This window comes from Bacillus cereus group sp. MYBK216-1 (genome assembly GCF_051916495.1).
Classification (GTDB): Bacteria; Bacillota; Bacilli; order Bacillales; family Bacillaceae_G; genus Bacillus_A; species Bacillus_A thuringiensis_K.
This window is the reverse complement of sequence record NZ_JBQAGT010000004.1, coordinates 168,734-185,278: the sequence shown is the minus strand read 5'-3', so window position 1 is coordinate 185,278 and position 16,545 is coordinate 168,734. Positions and strand designations below refer to the sequence as shown.

Genomic DNA, 16,545 nt, shown 5'->3' with positions numbered 1-16,545 from the left:
TCTCTTTTTTGAGAAAATTTAAACTTTTAATCATTATATTTATCCATTTCTTCTAAAAAATCAATTCAATTTACAATAGAAATCCCTGGTTTTTCTTCGTATTTTTTACATATTATCCTTCTATCCAATCGACTATTTTTCCATCCTTTTTTCTATACCGAAAGCTCACCGTATAGAAAGCTTCCTGTTTGAGTGTGCACTGTAACGCAACGAGAATTAAATCATTTTCAAAGACATAATTTCCACTCGCTTCTCCCTTTTCATACTGAAAGAAGAATGTACCTTCATTTTCTTGTTGCTGTAAGTCTTTTTTTATATCTGTAATAGATCGGTTAAGTAGTTCATCCAGTAAAAACTTTTGTTCTATTTCTATATAAAAATTTTTATCTGTAAACAACATATTTGTTTCGTATATAAAAAAAGAAGTTAATAAAATAAGAAAGATAATCGTCCCAGGCATTGTAAATCCATTTTGCTTTCTCATACGTTTATTCCTATTTCGCTATATCGCATAACTACACCTTCATATATTTCCCCACTAGTATCTTTCACATTTATAATGAGTACATGAGGTGTTAGTTTGTAAGAAACCGTTCCAATATTTTGTAAAACAACTTCCCTCCCGCGCCTATTTACCTTTCTTATAAGACGACTATTCTCTTTTTCATACGATACTTCACTCCCATTACGCGATCGGAATCGTAAAATACTTTCTCCATTTTCAAATGCTAGCTGTTCTCCAGATGATACTTCACGAAACTCCAATTGCATTTGACCTAAAAACACATTCCACTCCCAATCATTTAACCCTTTCGACTGTTTATTTTCCATTTCAATGAAATGTAGGCGGGGAAAGAGCAAAAAAAATATTGATAATAGAAACAGACATACAATCATTTCTATTAATGAAAAACCAAATTCTAATTTATTTTTTCTCCTACATAAAAGCATTGTTCCATCATTCTGTCTTTCACATCTCTCCACATGGTACAAACTTCGTTGCCTCCCCAATATGTGTAATACACAATTCCATTTATATTCTTTTCTATTATTCGCTTTTCTTCATTTCCATACATATATATAGCTGCTTCTTTTTTTAATAACCCAGATGCCTTATAACGAATTTGTATATTTTTTCTTTCTTGCATAACTAATGCTGTTTGCGGTAGTAGTAACGATACAGCCATCATTAAAACACTTAACGATACAATCATTTCAGCCATTATGGATCCTTTTTGACATTTCACGATACGTAAATCTCCCTCTTCCAAGCTGAAATACAATTTCATATTTATAATTTCTATACGAAATTATAATCGTACCACCTCTATTAATATTTCCACTTGGATTATATGTCATCGGATTTGGAAACGTATGCAAATCGATTTGTATATCTTCTTCATACTCTCGCTTGACGATATAATACTTTGTACCTGACTCTTTTATAGCATACATATTTCTATCTTTATGCCAACGTAATGTATAGTGCTTTTGACGGTTTATCGCTAATTGCTGCATATATAAAATATCATTTGAAAACTGTCTCAAAAATTGTTCAACTTTTTGTCGCTCGTATAAGGAATGAACACTAAAATACGTAACTATACTTAATACAGAAATAGCAAATAAAACGAGTAACATTTCTAAAAAAGTAAATCCTTGCTGTTTCACAATGCCCTAATTGATACTGTGCCATCATCTGATATATGAATAGATTCGCCATTCGGACACTTATCAGTTGTAATATACTTTTCATCTGCCAGTTCTTTTAACGATGGAATTTTATTATGTTGTAATTGATATACTTGTATTTGCGCTTCTATAGATTTCACGTAAGCTGCACACCCTTTTCCTTGGACCGATGAGCGCTGTGTAACTACATTCGGAATAATTAATAGTAATAATATAGTTATGACAACCATTACTAATAGCATCTCTAACAGAGTAAATCCTTCCTCATTTTGCATACAAATGCCCCCTAAATAGAATCCATCATTTGAAACATCGGCATAATCATCGCTAAATACATAAGGACAACGATTCCTCCAATACATGTAAATAAAATAGGCTGAATGATAACTAACATATGTTTAATTTTCCGTTCCATCTTTTCCATAATAAGATCGCTATAGTCACCTAATTCAATCCCTAAATTGCCGTTTGCTTGTCCATGCGTAATAACATAAGAAAGTTCTTTCTCGTAATACCCACTTTTAGCAATGATAGATTGTAACTGTTCTCCTCCAATTAATTGTCTTTCAATCCGGCTCGCTTCATATTGAAAGAACGGATGATATCTTTGCTCCATCATTATTGTTAAAGCTTCGCATACTGATAGTCCACCATTTAATAAACCACTCAACTGAGTAGCAAAATAATGTGAATGCTTTAAAATAAGAAATGTTTTGATGAGAGGAATACGAAGCATGATTTTTACCTGTCTAATATGTGGAAGTTTCCTAAAATACAACATATATAAACTACATCCAATAATAACAGTTAAAATAGCGGTTAAAATAATGTAAGGTAGCAGTTTTATTGCACTTAGAATTTGTTCTGTAAGTAGTGGTGTATTAGAACCGAACGAACTATAAACCATTTCAACCTGAGGTAATAAAATGAGTTTAAAAATAAAAAGCATGATTAGTAAAAAAAACATCAAAAACATAGGATACTGCATTATTTTCATCATGTCTCTCCTATACTTATCTTTCTTATAAAGAAGTGCACTTCCTTGTTGCAAAGCAAAAGAAATATCACCATGTTGCTCGGCATAAAATAAATAACTTAACATGTCCTGATGAAACTTTAACTGATGAAAAGAATCGTGTAGACTTTTCCCATCTTTTAACCCCTCAATCATGCCCTGCAATTGTACTTTCTTTTCTACAGGTAATTGAAACTGTAAAAATTCTAATGCTTGTAAAAGAGAGTAGCCTTTTTCTAATAATTCTCCTAAACGTTTCAACAATACTACTTGATCACTTAAACTCCAAGTTTTCTTAAACATAAACATCTTCTTCTAAAAAACCTAAAGCATATCCTTTTCGTATTGACGATTCTAAAGTCTCATGTTTGTAAGTAACACATTCTCCATCTGCTTCTTTAAGCGCTTGTTTTAACTCATATCCATATAGTAGCTCATAAATGCTTGCTTGCCTTACTTGCCTCATTGATTTACATAAAGTTGAGCACTTTCCTCTGCAAAACGGACACTTCAATTCGACAAGTCGCTGTGCAGCCACAGCCAATAAAGACTGTTCAATCTCTTGCCTCGTTATACCATAATCCATGAAACGAATGATTGCTCCTTTCGCATCATTCGTATGCAGCGTTGTCATTACTAAATGTCCTGTCAAACTTGCTCTTATAGCTATTTTTGCTGTTTCTTCATCACGTATTTCACCGACTAAAATAATATCTGGATCATGACGTAAAATAGCCTTTAATCCTGTTTCATATGTGAGACCCGCTTTTTCATTTATTTGAATTTGTAATACATCGTCACTTCTTTTTTCAACCGGATCTTCAAGTGTAATGATGCGGCGTGTTTTCTTTTTTCTAATTACCTCTAATAATGCATACATTGTCGTCGTCTTCCCAGATCCAGTCGGTCCAGTAAACACGAGTAGCCCCTGTGAATAGCGTAAAAACGAGAGTAGTTTTGCTGCTGTACTTGGAAATAACGAAAGATGTGATAAGGGCTGAACAGATGCTTGTAAATGGAGGCGAATAACAAGACTTTCTTGATATACTGTTGGAAGTGTTGAAAGGCGTAAATACACTTCTTGTCCATCAATTTGCAAATACAACGAACCATTCTGTGGCTTCCGTTTCTCTCCTATGTCCATAGATGCTAAAAATTTGAAATGTGAGACAAGTTTTTCTCCAAACTCCTTTTCAATACACTGTCTCGTCATTAAATCTTTTCCTATACGTAGTTGCACCGCTACATCCTTCTGCCGGGGCACAATATGTAAATCTGACGCTTGTACCCTACACGCTTCTTTTAAAATTGCATTCGCAAAAATTTCAATCCCATTCATCACTTTTCCCTCCTCACTATGTATATAGCATGAAAACATGCGCAATAAAAATTGGGACTTTTGTATTTTCAATAGAAGAAAAAGGAAAAATATGTTTGTGAAATTATGAACAATTTCCGAATTATTGTCTGAAATTACCTATACTTATGTTTATCTGTATTATAATGTTATTATCTTGGATAAAGTGATAAAGGTGGAGATCCTCATGGAACAAGCTTTAAAAATTACAGGTGTTTTAGCTGACCCAACTCGTTATTACATTTATAAATATATTTCGCAAAAACATAGTTACGTAACGGTACAAGAAATTGCAGATGAATTCGATATTCATCCAAACGTAGCACGTTTACATTTATCTAAATTAGAAGATGTTCATATGCTTAAATCGGAAACGAAGAAAACTGGAAAAGGCGGAAGACCAAGCAGATTATATGTCTTATCTGAAGATGTTATTCAATTGCAATTTCCATTCCGTGATTATCAATTGTTAGCAAGAATCGCATTCAATTCTTTACTTAGCCTTGGCGCTGCTGGTGAGAAAGCGCTATACGAAACAGGAAAACAATTTGGGGCAGAATTAATGCAACAACATATGCTGCGTTTAAATGTGAGTGAAGATGCTTTAACAGTGGAACAAAAGGTTCAAATTGCAAAAGAAGCTTTCTCAACAGCTGGCTTATCACCTGCATTTGAATTAAGTGCAGATGGAACAAAAATTTTCTATGATGTACACAATTGTCCATTTAAGGAAGTTGCTGTTCATCACCCAACTGAAATTTGTAACATGCACGGAGATATGATGAAAGGAATTTTTGAAATCCTATTCCCTAACATGGAATTAACTCGAAATGATAGTCTATTAGATGGATGTAAATCTTGTAATTATAAACTAACAATTTAATTTCTCATATAAAAAGAAGCCATTTATAAATGGCTTCTTTTTATATGAACGAATATTTACAATAGTAAGAAAAATAAACTATAATGAGGTGAGGTTTACTTTTTTTAGAAAAGGAGGGAGATGGCATGGAGCGCATGTTTCGCGTTCTCGGCTTTTGGACTGGAATTTTCTCGGTTATGTTTTACGTAGGGGATATGCAACAGGCCGCACTACTATTTTTAGGACAAACAGGATTCTTCGTACTTTTAAGCTATTTAAAATTAACAGAGCGTATGTATATATACGTATTCGGGGCATATTTAACTGTTTTCTTCATAGGATTTACATACTACACGACATTCTTACTTGTGCCTGGAGCTGGACATTAAAAGATGGCATTTTGCCATCTTTTTTTTAATTCCGTAATTTCCTAGTTGACTTATAGGTTTTATTACCTTATATTCTATATAACAGATTGGAATTAGGGGGAATCAACATGAATACACTGCTTGTCGGAATTAACGTTGCAGTCATGCTCATCTTAGTTGGCGTATTATATTATATGCAACGTAAGCATGTATCTTTTAATAAACGTGTATTTACCGCTTTAGGAGTCGGTATTTTATTCGGTCTTATATTACAATTTATTTATGAGCCAACTTCTAAAGTAATTATTGAATCAAATACTTGGTTTGGCTTAATCGGTAACGGTTATGTAAAATTACTTCAAATGATCGTTATGCCACTTATTTTAGTATCTATTATTTCAGCATTTACAAAATTACAGTTAACGAAAAATCTTGGTAAAATTAGTGGCCTTATTATCGGTATTTTAATTCTTACTACAGGAATCGCTGCAGCTGTCGGTATCGCTGCAAGTGCAGGATTTGATGTATCTGCAACAGGCCTACAACAAGGTGATGCAGAATCTGCTCGTCTGAAACTAGTTGAAGAAAAATTTACTTCTATTGAAAAGACAACAATTCCAGATAAATTATTAGAGCTATTACCTACAAATCCGTTTCTTGATTTAACAGGCGCTCGTCCAACATCAACAATTTCTGTCGTAATATTTGCAGCCTTTATCGGCATTGCCTTTATAGGTGTAAAACGAAAATATCCAGAACAAGCAGAACTATTTAAGAATATGCTTGATGCTGTATATGCAATCGTAATGCGTATGGTAACATTAATTTTACGCCTTACTCCATACGGCGTATTAGCTCTTATGGCAAAAACAGTTGCTGGTAGCGATATAAATGCTATTTTAAAACTTGGTAACTTCGTGTTAGCCTCTTACGTAGCACTTATCGTAATGTTTATCATTCACTTATTATTAATTGCATTGTCTGGTTTAAATCCAATTCAATATTTGAAAAAAGTCTTCCCTGTACTAACTTTTGCATTCACATCTCGCTCTAGTGCTGGTGCGATGCCATTAAATATTGAAGCTCAAAAAGAAAAGCTTGGTATTTCCGAAGGAATTGCAAACTTCGCAGCTTCATTTGGGGTATCTATCGGACAAAACGGTTGCGCAGGTATTTATCCAGCAATGCTTGCAATGATGGTCGCTCCAACTGTAGGAATTGATCCATTACAACCACAATTTATTTTAACTTTAATCGCTGTTGTTGCTATTAGCTCATTCGGTGTTGCCGGAGTTGGTGGCGGCGCAACATTCGCAGCTTTAATCGTACTATCTACGATGAACTTACCAATCGGTATTGTTGCTCTAGTTATCTCGGTTGAGCCATTAATCGATATGGGGCGTACAGCTCTTAACGTAAGTGGTTCTATGACAGCAGGTCTTATTTCAAGTAAATGGCTTGGTGAATTAGATCAAGATACGTACAATCAAGATGATACAAAAACTGGTGAAATTGCTTCATAATGAAAAAAGACGCTAACATACAATTGTTAGCGTCTTTTTTATTCCGTTCCCTCTTTATAGATTTTATCTTGAGAATTATCACTCCAAGTATTCTTCTAGTTACTCTTTTAACTCTTCCTCAATCCCATAACAAGATTCATCAGCGAGTTCCCCTACTTTCTTACTCCCCAAAATGTTTGATTGAATTGGCATTCCTAAAAAGATTCTTTCGCATTTCCAAATTAGAATATTATGAAATTCAATCATCTCTTTTTCTTCATCTAATATAGCTATAGCAACTGATGAATAATAACCCACCTCAAAGGGATTCTCTTTTTCTCTTGCAAATCCCATATCTAATTCCATGTGTTTTTCTATTTATAAATGCGAATACTCTTTATGCAGTTTAAGTGATATTCGCTCTATTTCCTTCTCCATACATTGAATGTTCTCTTTTAACTCCAACATAAACTCCTGTTCTTTATATTTCATTTTCGCCTCCTTAAACATAGAAAAAGAGAATACAATAACATATCCTCTTTCCTCAAATATATTTCATTATCTCACAGCCCGTCCTTTTCACAAATAACCATTTTGTTCGCACCATTTATGAAATTGTCCTACGTCTACTCCAACTAACACGATATCCTTTAGCTCTACATCAATGATTTGTTCTCCAATTACAATAGCAAACTGCGATGCTAATTTTGTCTTGTTTTTCTTTACAATTCCAATTCGGTTCCGATGCGGTCCATCTTTTATATATGCTTTTTGTCCTACAATATCAAAGTTCAAGATTCTCACCTCTTTTACTGCGCTCAAATTGGAAATACGATCTCCACCTCGGAAAATTTCCTTTCATTGCACTATTTCTCTATATATATGACGAAACAATAAAAGAGTCCTTCCTTCTTTACAATTATTTTTTCTTTGTTTCATTTTTGTGATTGAAACGTAAAGTTTATAATAAAATACATTTGGAAGCGCTTTCTATGTAATTTTTTATGTTATAATATATAAGTAGAACTTCGCAAAGAGGGTTAAAAAATGAATACAAAAATGATTAAAAAAGTAATTGAAGCATTAAAAGTATATGGCTTTCAGGATGTATCATTCTGTGACAAAACGAAGCAATTTTTATTTCATAACGAAACCGATATTATGAGCGGCTATGCAGAAATAACATATAGTAGTCAATTTGAAAAATTCAACGTACAAATTCATCCAATTGAAACACATCACCAAGCAGAGTTACAAGAGATTGAAAGACATATACAAGCTTGTATAAGAAAAGTGGAATATTTAAACGCACTTCTTACCGGGCAGACAAAACTAGATGATAAAATTATTATTATGTAAAAAAGAACGTGATCCAATCACGTTCTTTTTTCATTATACGTTCATCTTTTCCTTTAGTTGTAATCCTGTAACAGATTCTAATACATCCATCGATTCTCCAAATGTCATATCAAAAATTGTCTTGTCCTCTATGTATGGAAATTGTCTGAAACGCTTTTCTAACACCTTCACAGCATCTGATGTAAAGCTTGCACTATCAATGCCAAATTCTGTTTCAAGAAGAACTATCCAATCTAGCACATGAAAACCTAATCCATTGACGAATGAAATAAGTTTTTCTTCTGGGTTTGAAGATAAGAATACTTGGCGTTCCATCTCACTAAAAAGTTCTTCTCCTAAGATTTCAGCTAACTCATCATCATGTTCACGTTCAACAAGTTCTTCGTAGCCGTAATCATCCACAAGCTCTTCTACTTCTTCACTATCCTGACAAAGCAATTGACTAAGAAGTGCCTCTTTCTTAAATTCACTATTTTGTACGACTTCTAAAAAGCTCGTTTCCCATCCATTTTCTAATTTCATATTATGTACTCCTTTATATACGTTTCTTATCATCACTGTACCCAAAAGATCACTTTTATAACCTTTTAGGTAGTTACTATTATTTCATATGATTCATAACATAAGATGCAAACTCAGCTACATCTCCTTCAAAAATATTTATTTCCGGCAAGTGATAGAACGTTGTTTGGAGCGGGTTTTCTGCCTGATATACATATATCGTTTTCTCTAGTGCAATCGCCATTCCAAACTCTGTATGGCTCCCGTTTCCGCCATCTAATATAAGTAAAAATACATCCGCTTTTTTTACAGCGTTTTGTTCTGCCTGACCAATTTCTCTTAATTGTTCTTCATTCGCTACTCTTTCGTTTTTTGTCCAATCATATGTATGGTGCCATCCTGCATGTTTCAGTTCATTTGCTACGGAACGTACAAGATGTTTATTTTGGAAACCTGAGGCGATATAAAAATTCATTTATATACACTCCTTCATTATGTATGGGGAAACTCCTTTTTAGCGTTATTTGTTATAGCTATAATAAAGAACAACTTCAAAAAAAATCCCCATCTTTAAAACTTATTTGCGTTTAAATGATGAGATGCTTCATGGTCTTCTTTTATTTTTTGTTTTTTATAACTTTCATCAGCTAACATTTCTAGTTCAGCTGTTATCTCTGACTTTTCAAGCTCTCTTTCTTGCGAAAATTTCCTTGAAATATAAACAATAACACTACCAACGTACAACACAAAGCATATAATAAGTGCAGTATTTTCATAGAGACTTAGCTCCAACACAGTCACTCCTAATCCATTCGTATTTTCACGCTTCATTAATTGGAATTTCCCTATTAACCCATTTGTTATCCCGCTATTTGAGGGCAGTAAGACTCCCTCCTCAAAATTCAGTAAAAGTAAAGAAGTTAGATGTGGGATGCACCCAACTGATTAAAGTTTCACTTTATTGTAACATAAAAATATCAATTCTTGGAATCTTTCACCCTACTAAAAGAGGCATGATTGTTTCATCATGCCTCTGAAATATTTTGAATGATTGTTTTAATTGCTTCTTTTCCATTATATTTTTTTAGTGCTGTTTTATACTTCTCATTATTTTGATTCAATTCTTCGACATACTTTATAAGAGATTTTACAGTTACATCTTCTTCATATAATACGGAGGCATACCCTTTCCTTTCAAAGGACTCTGCATTTAATATTTGATCTCCACGGCTTGCAAATTTCGATAATGGAATTAAAACCATCGGCTTTTGTAATGTTAAAAATTCAAAAATTGCGTTGGAGCCCGCGCGTGAAATAACAAAATCTGTTACCGCTAATATATCTGGCAGTTCTCCATGTACATATTCAAATTGTCTATATCCATCTTTATTTTGTAAACTTTCGTCAAGGTTACCTTTTCCGCAAAGGTGAACAATTTGATACTTGTTAAGAAGTTCTGGTAATGCTTCTCGAGCCGTATCATTAATTTTTTTCGCGCCCAAGCTGCCCCCCATAATCGTAATAACTGGCTTTTTACGTGAAAAACCTAAAAATGCTAAACCTTTTTCACGATTTCCCTTCAGCACTTCTTCACGTACAGGAGATCCCGTATATATTACTTTTTCTTTCGGTAAATGTTTCGCTGCTTCTTCAAATGTAACAAATATTTTCGAAGCAAAACGAAGCGCAATTTTATTTGCTAGTCCTGGCGTCATATCAGATTCATGTAATAAAACTGGTACTCTATTTAGCCATCCTCCAATTACGACTGGTACAGATACGAAACCGCCTTTTGAAAAAATCACATCTGGTTTTAGTTTTCGAATCCTTACATACGCATCCATAACACCCTTCATTACAAGAAAAGGATCTTTTATATTTTTCAAATCAAAATAACGACGTAGCTTTCCACTCGAAATACTATAGTAGGGAATGCCTTCCTTTTCTATAATCGTTTTCTCAATACCTTGATGAGAACCAATATAAGAGATATCCCAGTTGTCTTCCTGTAAATATGGGATAATGGCTAAATTAGGTGTTACATGTCCTGCCGAACCGCCACCTGTAAAGACTATTTTCTTCATACGTCTCCCCCTTCAAGACTATAATACACTAAAATATCTTGCCTCAGGGTGAGAAAATACCATAGCCGTTACGGATGCTTCTGGCTCCATCATGAATCCTTCTGTTAATGAAATACCTATTTCCTCTGGATGAATTAAGCGAAATAGCTTTTCTTGATCTGCAAGTTCTGGACACGCTGGATAACCAAATGACACACGTATTCCTCTATATTTCGTACGGAAACGTTCTTCCATCGTCAGTTCAGGTGAGTCCGGAATGCCCCAGCGATCACGAATGAGCATATGTGTTTTTTCAGCAAGTCCTTCTGCTAATTCAAGCGCTAACGATTGAATGGCATGACTACGTAAGTAATCACCTTTCCCCTTCCACTCTTCAGCAATGTCCCGAACTCCTTCCCCAACCGTAACAGATAAGAAAGCAACATAGTCCATCTCATCTCCAATTGGGCGCAAATAATCACTTAAAGTACGATAGGGGGCCTTTCCTTGTCTAGGGAATGTGAAACGCTCTATAACACGTGTATGATCTTCTGGATCATATATTACAATGTTTTGTCCGTCGCTTTGCGCTGGGAAAAATTGATACACTGCTTTCGGCTTTAACCAAGATTGTCCTTCCTGCAATAATTCATCTATTAAATCATTTAATTCATGCGCTCTCTTATCTCCCTCTTTCAAAAGCTTCTTCACATTTCCTTTTAATCCAAGGTGATGCCCAAGTAGCATTTGTCTATTTAAAAATGGGGCGAGATGAAGGGCCGGAATATCGCGTAATACAATTCGTTTTGTTGAATCAGGCACGATAACTTCAGCCTTCGGTAATAGCTCAATTACTGCTGGAATTTCTACTTTCTTCTCCTCTTTTTTTACGATATGAAGATGACGTTCTTTTTTATCCTGTTTCATCTTCTCACGCTCTTCTTCTTTTTGAAGCTTATTAATAATATCGAGCCCCGTCATCGCATCACTCGCATAACAAACGAGCCCTTTATATGATGGTGAAATCCGATTATCTGTAAACTTTCTCGTTAACGCTGCACCACCTACAACAATGGGCACATCAATATTTGCTGCTTTTAAATCTTCAGCAGTCGTTACCATTTGTTGCGCTGATTTTACTAATAAACCTGAAAGACCTATAATGTCTGGCTTCTTTTCTTGTACTTCTTGAACAATTCGATCCGAACGTACATTAATTCCTAAATTAATAATCTCATATCCGTTATTCGCTAAAATAATTTCAACGAGATTTTTCCCAATATCATGCACGTCACCTTTTACAGTTGCTAATAACACTTTCCCTTTTTTCGCACTATCACTAGATTCCATATGTGGCTCTAAATAGCTTACAGCGGCTTTCATACTTTCGGCACTTTGCAATACTTCAGCAACAATAAGTTCATTATTATTAAATAGTCGTCCTACCTCGTCCATCCCTGTCATAAGCGGACCGTTAATAATATCAAGAGGTTTTCTTCCTTCTTCAAGTGCAAGACTTAAATCCTCGTGTAATCCTTGTTTCGTACCTTCTACAATATAATTTGCTAGTCTTTCATCAAGCGTTAACGTTTCTTGCACAACGACATCTTTCTTTTTAGCAACTCGGTAAAAATTTGTAAATTCTTCCAATGTCTCTTTCGTCGTTTCAAACAGTAATGCATCTGCAAGTCGTTTTTCTTCCTCTGGAATCGACGCATAGCGTTCTAATTTTTCCGTATTCACAATCGCGTAATCTAATCCTGCTTTCGTAGCATGGTATAAAAAAACTGAATTTAATACTTCACGTCCAGCCGGTGGTAAACCAAATGATATGTTACTTACACCTAAAATCGTTAAACACTCTGGTAACGCTTCTTTAATAAGGCGAATTCCTTCTATAGTCGCTGCCGCTGAACCAATATATTCTTCATCACCTGTCCCTACTGGAAACACAAGTGCATCAAAAATAATATCTGACGGGCGTATCCCATACTTCTTTGTAAGTAATTCATAGCTTCTTTTCGCAATTTCTATCTTTCGTTCCGCACTAACCGCCATACCGTCTTCATCAATTGTTCCTACAACTATAGCGGCACCATACTTCTGAAGAAGCGGTGTCACTTTTTTAAATCGTTCTTCTCCATCTTCTAAATTAATTGAATTAATAACAGCTTTTCCTTGAATATAAGTAAGAGCTCGCTCCATCACATTTTCATCTGTTGAATCAATCATAATCGGTACTTTTAAAACTTTCGTAACTTCTGCTAAGAAGTTTTCCATATCTTCTATTTCATCGCGATCAGGATCTGCCATACAAATGTCAATAATATGAGCATTTTTCTTCACTTGCGCTCTTGCCACTTCAGCAGCCTCTTCAAATTTCCCTTCTGCTACTAATCGTTTAAATTTACGTGACCCAATAACATTCGTTCTTTCACCCACAAATAACGGTCTCATAGACTCATCATATTGCAGTGCTTCTAATCCACTAACTCCATGTCCTTCTCTCTCATGATGGTCACGAGGCTTAAGAGGTGCTAGCGCGGATTTCATTGCTTTTATATGTTCTGGTGTCGTGCCACAACAACCACCAATAATATTAACCCATCCTTCTTCAGCAAATCGCTTCACCTTTTCAGCAAGAGAAGATGGAGATTCATGATAATGTCCATCTTCATCAGGAAGACCTGCATTTGGATAACAAGAAATGTAACACTCCGATAAATCAGATAGTGAACGAATATGGTCCCTCATAAACTCCGGACCAGTCGCACAGTTTAACCCAACAGATAATGGTTTCATATGTTCTACTGATAAATAAAAAGCTTCAATTGTTTGCCCAGCCAGAGTCGTTCCCATTGGCTCAATCGTTCCTGAAATCATAATAGGAACCGTTTTTTTCAGTTCTTCAAATGCAGCTTGAATTCCAATATAAGCTGCTTTCACGTTACGCATATCTTGACTCGTCTCAACGAGTAATACATCAACTTCTCCTTTTAATAATCCTCGTGCTTGCCTTGTATAAGCCTCAATCAATTCTTCAAAAGTCACACCACCAGTAACACTAATTGCTTTCGTTGTTGGTCCCATCGCTCCCGCAACATATACTTCCTTCCCGCTTTCTTTAACAGCTTGCTTCGCCAAAAGTGCTGCCTTTTCATTTAGTTCTTCATCTAAATGAGACAGCTCATAATCACTTAGTACAATATTCGTTGCCCCAAATGTATTTGTTTCAATAATATCCGCTCCAGCTTCAATATAAGTTTTATGAATCTTTAAAATAACGTCTGGTCTTGTTTCTACTAAATATTCATTACAGCCCTCGTACTCTTCCCCTCCGAAATCTTCAGCAGTTAAATCCTCTTGCTGAATCATTGTCCCCATTGCACCATCTAATATTAAAATGCTATTTTTTAATTTTTCTTCTATACACTTCATCAATTAATACCTTCTTTCACTTCTTGCTTTTCTCTTACATATTTAATAAGATGTTCTGTAATTTCATACTTTAAAAATGGTGTAATAAGATAAATACCATTAAAATATTTCATCGCTGCGTCAATCAATTCTTGTGAAATGCGAATCCCTTCCTCAATTGCTGCCTCTTTCGTTTCATGTCCATCCATTCTCTCTCTTATTTCTTCAGGAAGAGTAATACCCGGCACCTCAAAATGAAGAAAATCTGCATTCCGCTTACTTACTAACGGCATAATTCCAATAAAAATAGGTTGTTCCAAATGCTTTGTCGCTTCATACACTTCTTCAATTAACTTGATATCATAAATTGGCTGAGTTAAAAAATACTCCGCTCCAGCATCTATTTTTCGTTCCATCCGCTTAACCGCTGCTTTTAAGTGCCTTACATGAGGATTAAATGCGCCGCCTACAGAAAACCTTGTCGCCGGTCCAATTGATTTCCCTAAAATTGAACGTCCACCGTTCATTTCTTTAATCATTTTAATAAGCTCAATAGAGGATAAATCATATACAGAAGTGGCACCGGGAAAATCACCAACGCGCGCTGGATCACCAGTTAAAGCTAACACTTCTTCCATCCCTAACGCCGATAAACCTAACAAATGAGATTGTAGTCCAATGACGTTATGATCTCTACACGTTAAATGCGTCAATACCGGGATATCATGCTTCGTTAATAACGCACCCATTGCCATATTAGAAACACGAGGTGATGCTAATGAATTATCTGCTAGAGTAATAGCATCTGCTCCCGCTCTTTTTAACGCTCTTGCTCCTTCAAAAAAACGCTGTGTATCTAACGTTTTCGGTGGATCTAATTCCACTACAACTGTCGTTTGTTTTTTCGCTTTCTCTGCTAGAGTGACGTGAGCCTTCGAGCGTTTCTCATGCGTATGAACGACTTTCGGCCTTTGAATCGTGTCTTTTTCTATTACAGGGGTAATATTCGCAACAGCGCGCTTCATACTTTGAATATGTTCTGGAGTCGTACCACAACAACCACCCAATAACCGAATACCTTGCTCAATAAATCTCGGTGTCATCGCTTCGAAATAAGCTGGGCTTCCCTCATATACGTAACGTCCCTCCACATAATTCGGGAGACCTGCATTTGGGTATGCTGATAAATAGCCATTTTGCGGAATCGATATCATTTTGAAAGCTTCCGTCATATGAAGCGGCCCTAGTTGACAATTCAATCCAACAACATTTGCACCGTAATCTATAAGTTGCTTTAATATTTCATTGACATCATTTCCATTTTGAGTCGTACCTGCTTCATGTAACGCTAATTGAGCAACAATTGGAATATTCGTTTGCTTACGCAATACTTTAACGGTATGAAGTAATTCAAATTCATCGTAAAAAGTTTCTAATAGTAATCCATCAACCTGTTCTTCTAGTAAAGCCTCCGCCTGTTCAAGTAACATAAACTCTCTTTCCATATCAGTCGTTGTAACAGCTCCGATATGTTTCATACCACCGATTGTTCCTAAAATTGCATTTTTATCTGCCACAGATGCTTTCGCCAGTTTTACTGCCGCTCTATTAATTTCTGTAACTTGATTTTCTAAACCATACATACGTAATTTCGCCTCATTTGCTCCATACGTATTCGTTTGAATTACATCTGCTCCAGCAGCTACATATTGTTTATGAATTGATATAATTAAGTCTGGATCAGATACATTCAATTCTTCAAAACTACTTTGCAAACCATGTGAATGCAATAACGTCCCAACCGCACCATCACCTATTACAATTCCTTTTGATAATAAATCTAGTAATTTCACGAATCTCCCTCATTTCTATCAATATAAAAAACCCCTCTTCACTTTGAAGAGGGGGACATAATCGTTCCTCCTCTTATTATGCAAAACATTCGTTTTGCAGGTATTAGCACCGTTTCAAACATTTCGTTTGAAGGTTGCCGGGTTTCACAGGGCCTTTCCCTCCACCGCTCTCAATAAGAGTTGTCTTTATTATTTTATTTATGTAGCTAAAAGGAAATGTGTTCCCCTTTTAACAATGTTTGTTAATTTTTTATAAATTTAGCATGCACAAAAGTAAAAGTCAATGACAATTGCGGAAAAATAAAAATTATTTAAAATAAAGTTGCAATTCAATTATCTTTTGTTGTAAAGTTAAAAACATAATAAAAATTTCATACGAACATTCTTATCTAGAGAGGTAGAGGGACTGGCCCTGTGACGCCTCAGCAACCATTAACATTTTGTTAATAAGGTGCTAATTCCAGCAAATTGTGAAAGATTTGACAGATGAGAAGAAGACTCTATTCAAACCGAAAGCCTTCTTCTTAGAAGGCTTTTTTTATTTTATATTCACTTA

General features: G+C 35.2%; 18 protein-coding genes, 1 pseudogene and 2 riboswitches. Of the genes and pseudogenes, 4 read left to right on the top strand and 15 right to left on the bottom strand.

The window, feature by feature from the left end; translation table 11 throughout:
• Nucleotides 1-112 precede the first annotated feature (112 nt).
• Genes comGG through comGA form a run of 7 tightly spaced genes read right to left on the bottom strand, consistent with a single transcriptional unit; the run spans nucleotide 113 to nucleotide 4,046 of the window.
• Nucleotides 113-484, bottom strand: coding sequence for a competence type IV pilus minor pilin ComGG (gene comGG / locus ACTFRH_RS15365; RefSeq protein WP_001231319.1), 372 nt, complete (start codon nucleotides 482-484; stop codon nucleotides 113-115).
• Nucleotides 481-951 carry a competence type IV pilus minor pilin ComGF gene (gene comGF, locus ACTFRH_RS15360; RefSeq protein ID WP_000923105.1) on the bottom strand — a complete coding sequence of 157 codons (471 nt, stop codon included), beginning with the start codon at nucleotides 949-951 and terminating at the stop codon, nucleotides 481-483. The genes comGG and comGF overlap by 4 nt, the downstream gene beginning before the upstream one ends.
• The gene (locus ACTFRH_RS15355) at nucleotides 921-1,223 is read right to left on the bottom strand and encodes a hypothetical protein (RefSeq protein ID WP_000829463.1); all 303 of its coding nucleotides are present in this window, start codon (nucleotides 1,221-1,223) and stop codon (nucleotides 921-923) included. The genes comGF and ACTFRH_RS15355 overlap by 31 nt, the downstream gene beginning before the upstream one ends.
• Complete coding sequence (comGD, locus tag ACTFRH_RS15350; RefSeq protein WP_000813141.1) at nucleotides 1,216-1,671, bottom strand: competence type IV pilus minor pilin ComGD; 456 nt, start codon at nucleotides 1,669-1,671, stop codon at nucleotides 1,216-1,218. The genes ACTFRH_RS15355 and comGD overlap by 8 nt, the downstream gene beginning before the upstream one ends.
• Nucleotides 1,668-1,967 carry a competence type IV pilus major pilin ComGC gene (comGC, locus tag ACTFRH_RS15345; protein WP_001178686.1) on the bottom strand — a complete coding sequence of 100 codons (300 nt, stop codon included), beginning with the start codon at nucleotides 1,965-1,967 and terminating at the stop codon, nucleotides 1,668-1,670. The genes comGD and comGC overlap by 4 nt, the downstream gene beginning before the upstream one ends.
• Nucleotides 1,968-1,978: 11 nt before the next feature.
• Nucleotides 1,979-3,016, bottom strand: coding sequence for a competence type IV pilus assembly protein ComGB (gene comGB / locus ACTFRH_RS15340; protein ID WP_002164182.1), 1,038 nt, complete (start codon nucleotides 3,014-3,016; stop codon nucleotides 1,979-1,981).
• Nucleotides 3,003-4,046, bottom strand: coding sequence for a competence type IV pilus ATPase ComGA (comGA, locus tag ACTFRH_RS15335; RefSeq protein ID WP_001013169.1), 1,044 nt, complete (start codon nucleotides 4,044-4,046; stop codon nucleotides 3,003-3,005). The genes comGB and comGA overlap by 14 nt, the downstream gene beginning before the upstream one ends.
• A 205-nt stretch (nucleotides 4,047-4,251) precedes the next feature.
• Here comGA and ACTFRH_RS15330 point away from each other — a divergent pair, with 205 nt between their 5' ends.
• The 3 genes from ACTFRH_RS15330 to ACTFRH_RS15320 all read left to right on the top strand — a co-directional run bounded on the left by ACTFRH_RS15330 (nucleotide 4,252) and on the right by ACTFRH_RS15320 (nucleotide 6,817).
• Complete coding sequence (locus ACTFRH_RS15330; protein ID WP_000434104.1) at nucleotides 4,252-4,947, top strand: helix-turn-helix transcriptional regulator; 696 nt, start codon at nucleotides 4,252-4,254, stop codon at nucleotides 4,945-4,947.
• 125 nt (nucleotides 4,948-5,072) lie between these two features.
• On the top strand, nucleotides 5,073-5,315 hold the full coding sequence (locus ACTFRH_RS15325; RefSeq protein WP_000440717.1) for a DUF2626 domain-containing protein: 243 nt from the start codon (nucleotides 5,073-5,075) through the stop codon (nucleotides 5,313-5,315).
• Nucleotides 5,316-5,422: 107 nt separating this feature from the next.
• The gene (locus ACTFRH_RS15320) at nucleotides 5,423-6,817 is read left to right on the top strand and encodes an L-cystine transporter (protein WP_001094343.1); all 1,395 of its coding nucleotides are present in this window, start codon (nucleotides 5,423-5,425) and stop codon (nucleotides 6,815-6,817) included.
• Nucleotides 6,818-6,916: 99 nt separating this feature from the next.
• On the opposite strand, the pseudogene ACTFRH_RS15315 reads toward ACTFRH_RS15320, so the two are convergent.
• Nucleotides 6,917-7,288, bottom strand: a pseudogene (locus ACTFRH_RS15315) (hypothetical protein).
• Between the two features lie 87 nt (nucleotides 7,289-7,375).
• Nucleotides 7,376-7,591, bottom strand: coding sequence for a DUF3912 family protein (locus ACTFRH_RS15310; protein ID WP_001008332.1), 216 nt, complete (start codon nucleotides 7,589-7,591; stop codon nucleotides 7,376-7,378).
• Between the two features lie 252 nt (nucleotides 7,592-7,843).
• Between ACTFRH_RS15310 and ACTFRH_RS15305 the strand changes: the two genes are divergently transcribed.
• On the top strand, nucleotides 7,844-8,155 hold the full coding sequence (locus ACTFRH_RS15305; protein WP_001093237.1) for a hypothetical protein: 312 nt from the start codon (nucleotides 7,844-7,846) through the stop codon (nucleotides 8,153-8,155).
• A gap of 33 nt (nucleotides 8,156-8,188) precedes the next feature.
• Here ACTFRH_RS15305 and ACTFRH_RS15300 read toward each other — a convergent pair whose 3' ends face one another.
• The 6 genes from ACTFRH_RS15300 to ACTFRH_RS15275 all read right to left on the bottom strand — a co-directional run bounded on the left by ACTFRH_RS15300 (nucleotide 8,189) and on the right by ACTFRH_RS15275 (nucleotide 15,989).
• Nucleotides 8,189-8,677, bottom strand: coding sequence for a hypothetical protein (locus ACTFRH_RS15300; RefSeq protein ID WP_000764269.1), 489 nt, complete (start codon nucleotides 8,675-8,677; stop codon nucleotides 8,189-8,191).
• A 79-nt stretch (nucleotides 8,678-8,756) separates the two neighbouring features.
• Nucleotides 8,757-9,131, bottom strand: coding sequence for a nucleoside 2-deoxyribosyltransferase (locus tag ACTFRH_RS15295; RefSeq protein WP_001012347.1), 375 nt, complete (start codon nucleotides 9,129-9,131; stop codon nucleotides 8,757-8,759).
• 95 nt (nucleotides 9,132-9,226) lie between these two features.
• A complete protein-coding gene (locus ACTFRH_RS15290; RefSeq protein ID WP_000817964.1) occupies nucleotides 9,227-9,487 on the bottom strand; it encodes a DUF3966 domain-containing protein in 261 nt (86 codons plus the stop codon).
• A gap of 194 nt (nucleotides 9,488-9,681) precedes the next feature.
• Nucleotides 9,682-10,740: an undecaprenyldiphospho-muramoylpentapeptide beta-N-acetylglucosaminyltransferase gene (murG, locus tag ACTFRH_RS15285; protein ID WP_000724778.1), complete on the bottom strand. Its 1,059-nt coding sequence runs from the start codon at nucleotides 10,738-10,740 to the stop codon at nucleotides 9,682-9,684.
• Between the two features lie 18 nt (nucleotides 10,741-10,758).
• Nucleotides 10,759-14,157: a methionine synthase gene (gene metH, locus ACTFRH_RS15280; protein WP_000649690.1), complete on the bottom strand. Its 3,399-nt coding sequence runs from the start codon at nucleotides 14,155-14,157 to the stop codon at nucleotides 10,759-10,761.
• Entirely contained in the window at nucleotides 14,157-15,989 is a 1,833-nt protein-coding gene (locus ACTFRH_RS15275; RefSeq protein ID WP_000770351.1) for a bifunctional homocysteine S-methyltransferase/methylenetetrahydrofolate reductase, read from the bottom strand. Before ACTFRH_RS15275 ends, metH begins: the two co-directional genes overlap by 1 nt.
• 70 nt (nucleotides 15,990-16,059) lie before the next feature.
• Nucleotides 16,060-16,169: riboswitch (SAM riboswitch) on the bottom strand.
• Nucleotides 16,170-16,371: 202 nt separating this feature from the next.
• A riboswitch (SAM riboswitch) is annotated at nucleotides 16,372-16,482 on the top strand.
• Nucleotides 16,483-16,545 lie beyond the last annotated feature (63 nt).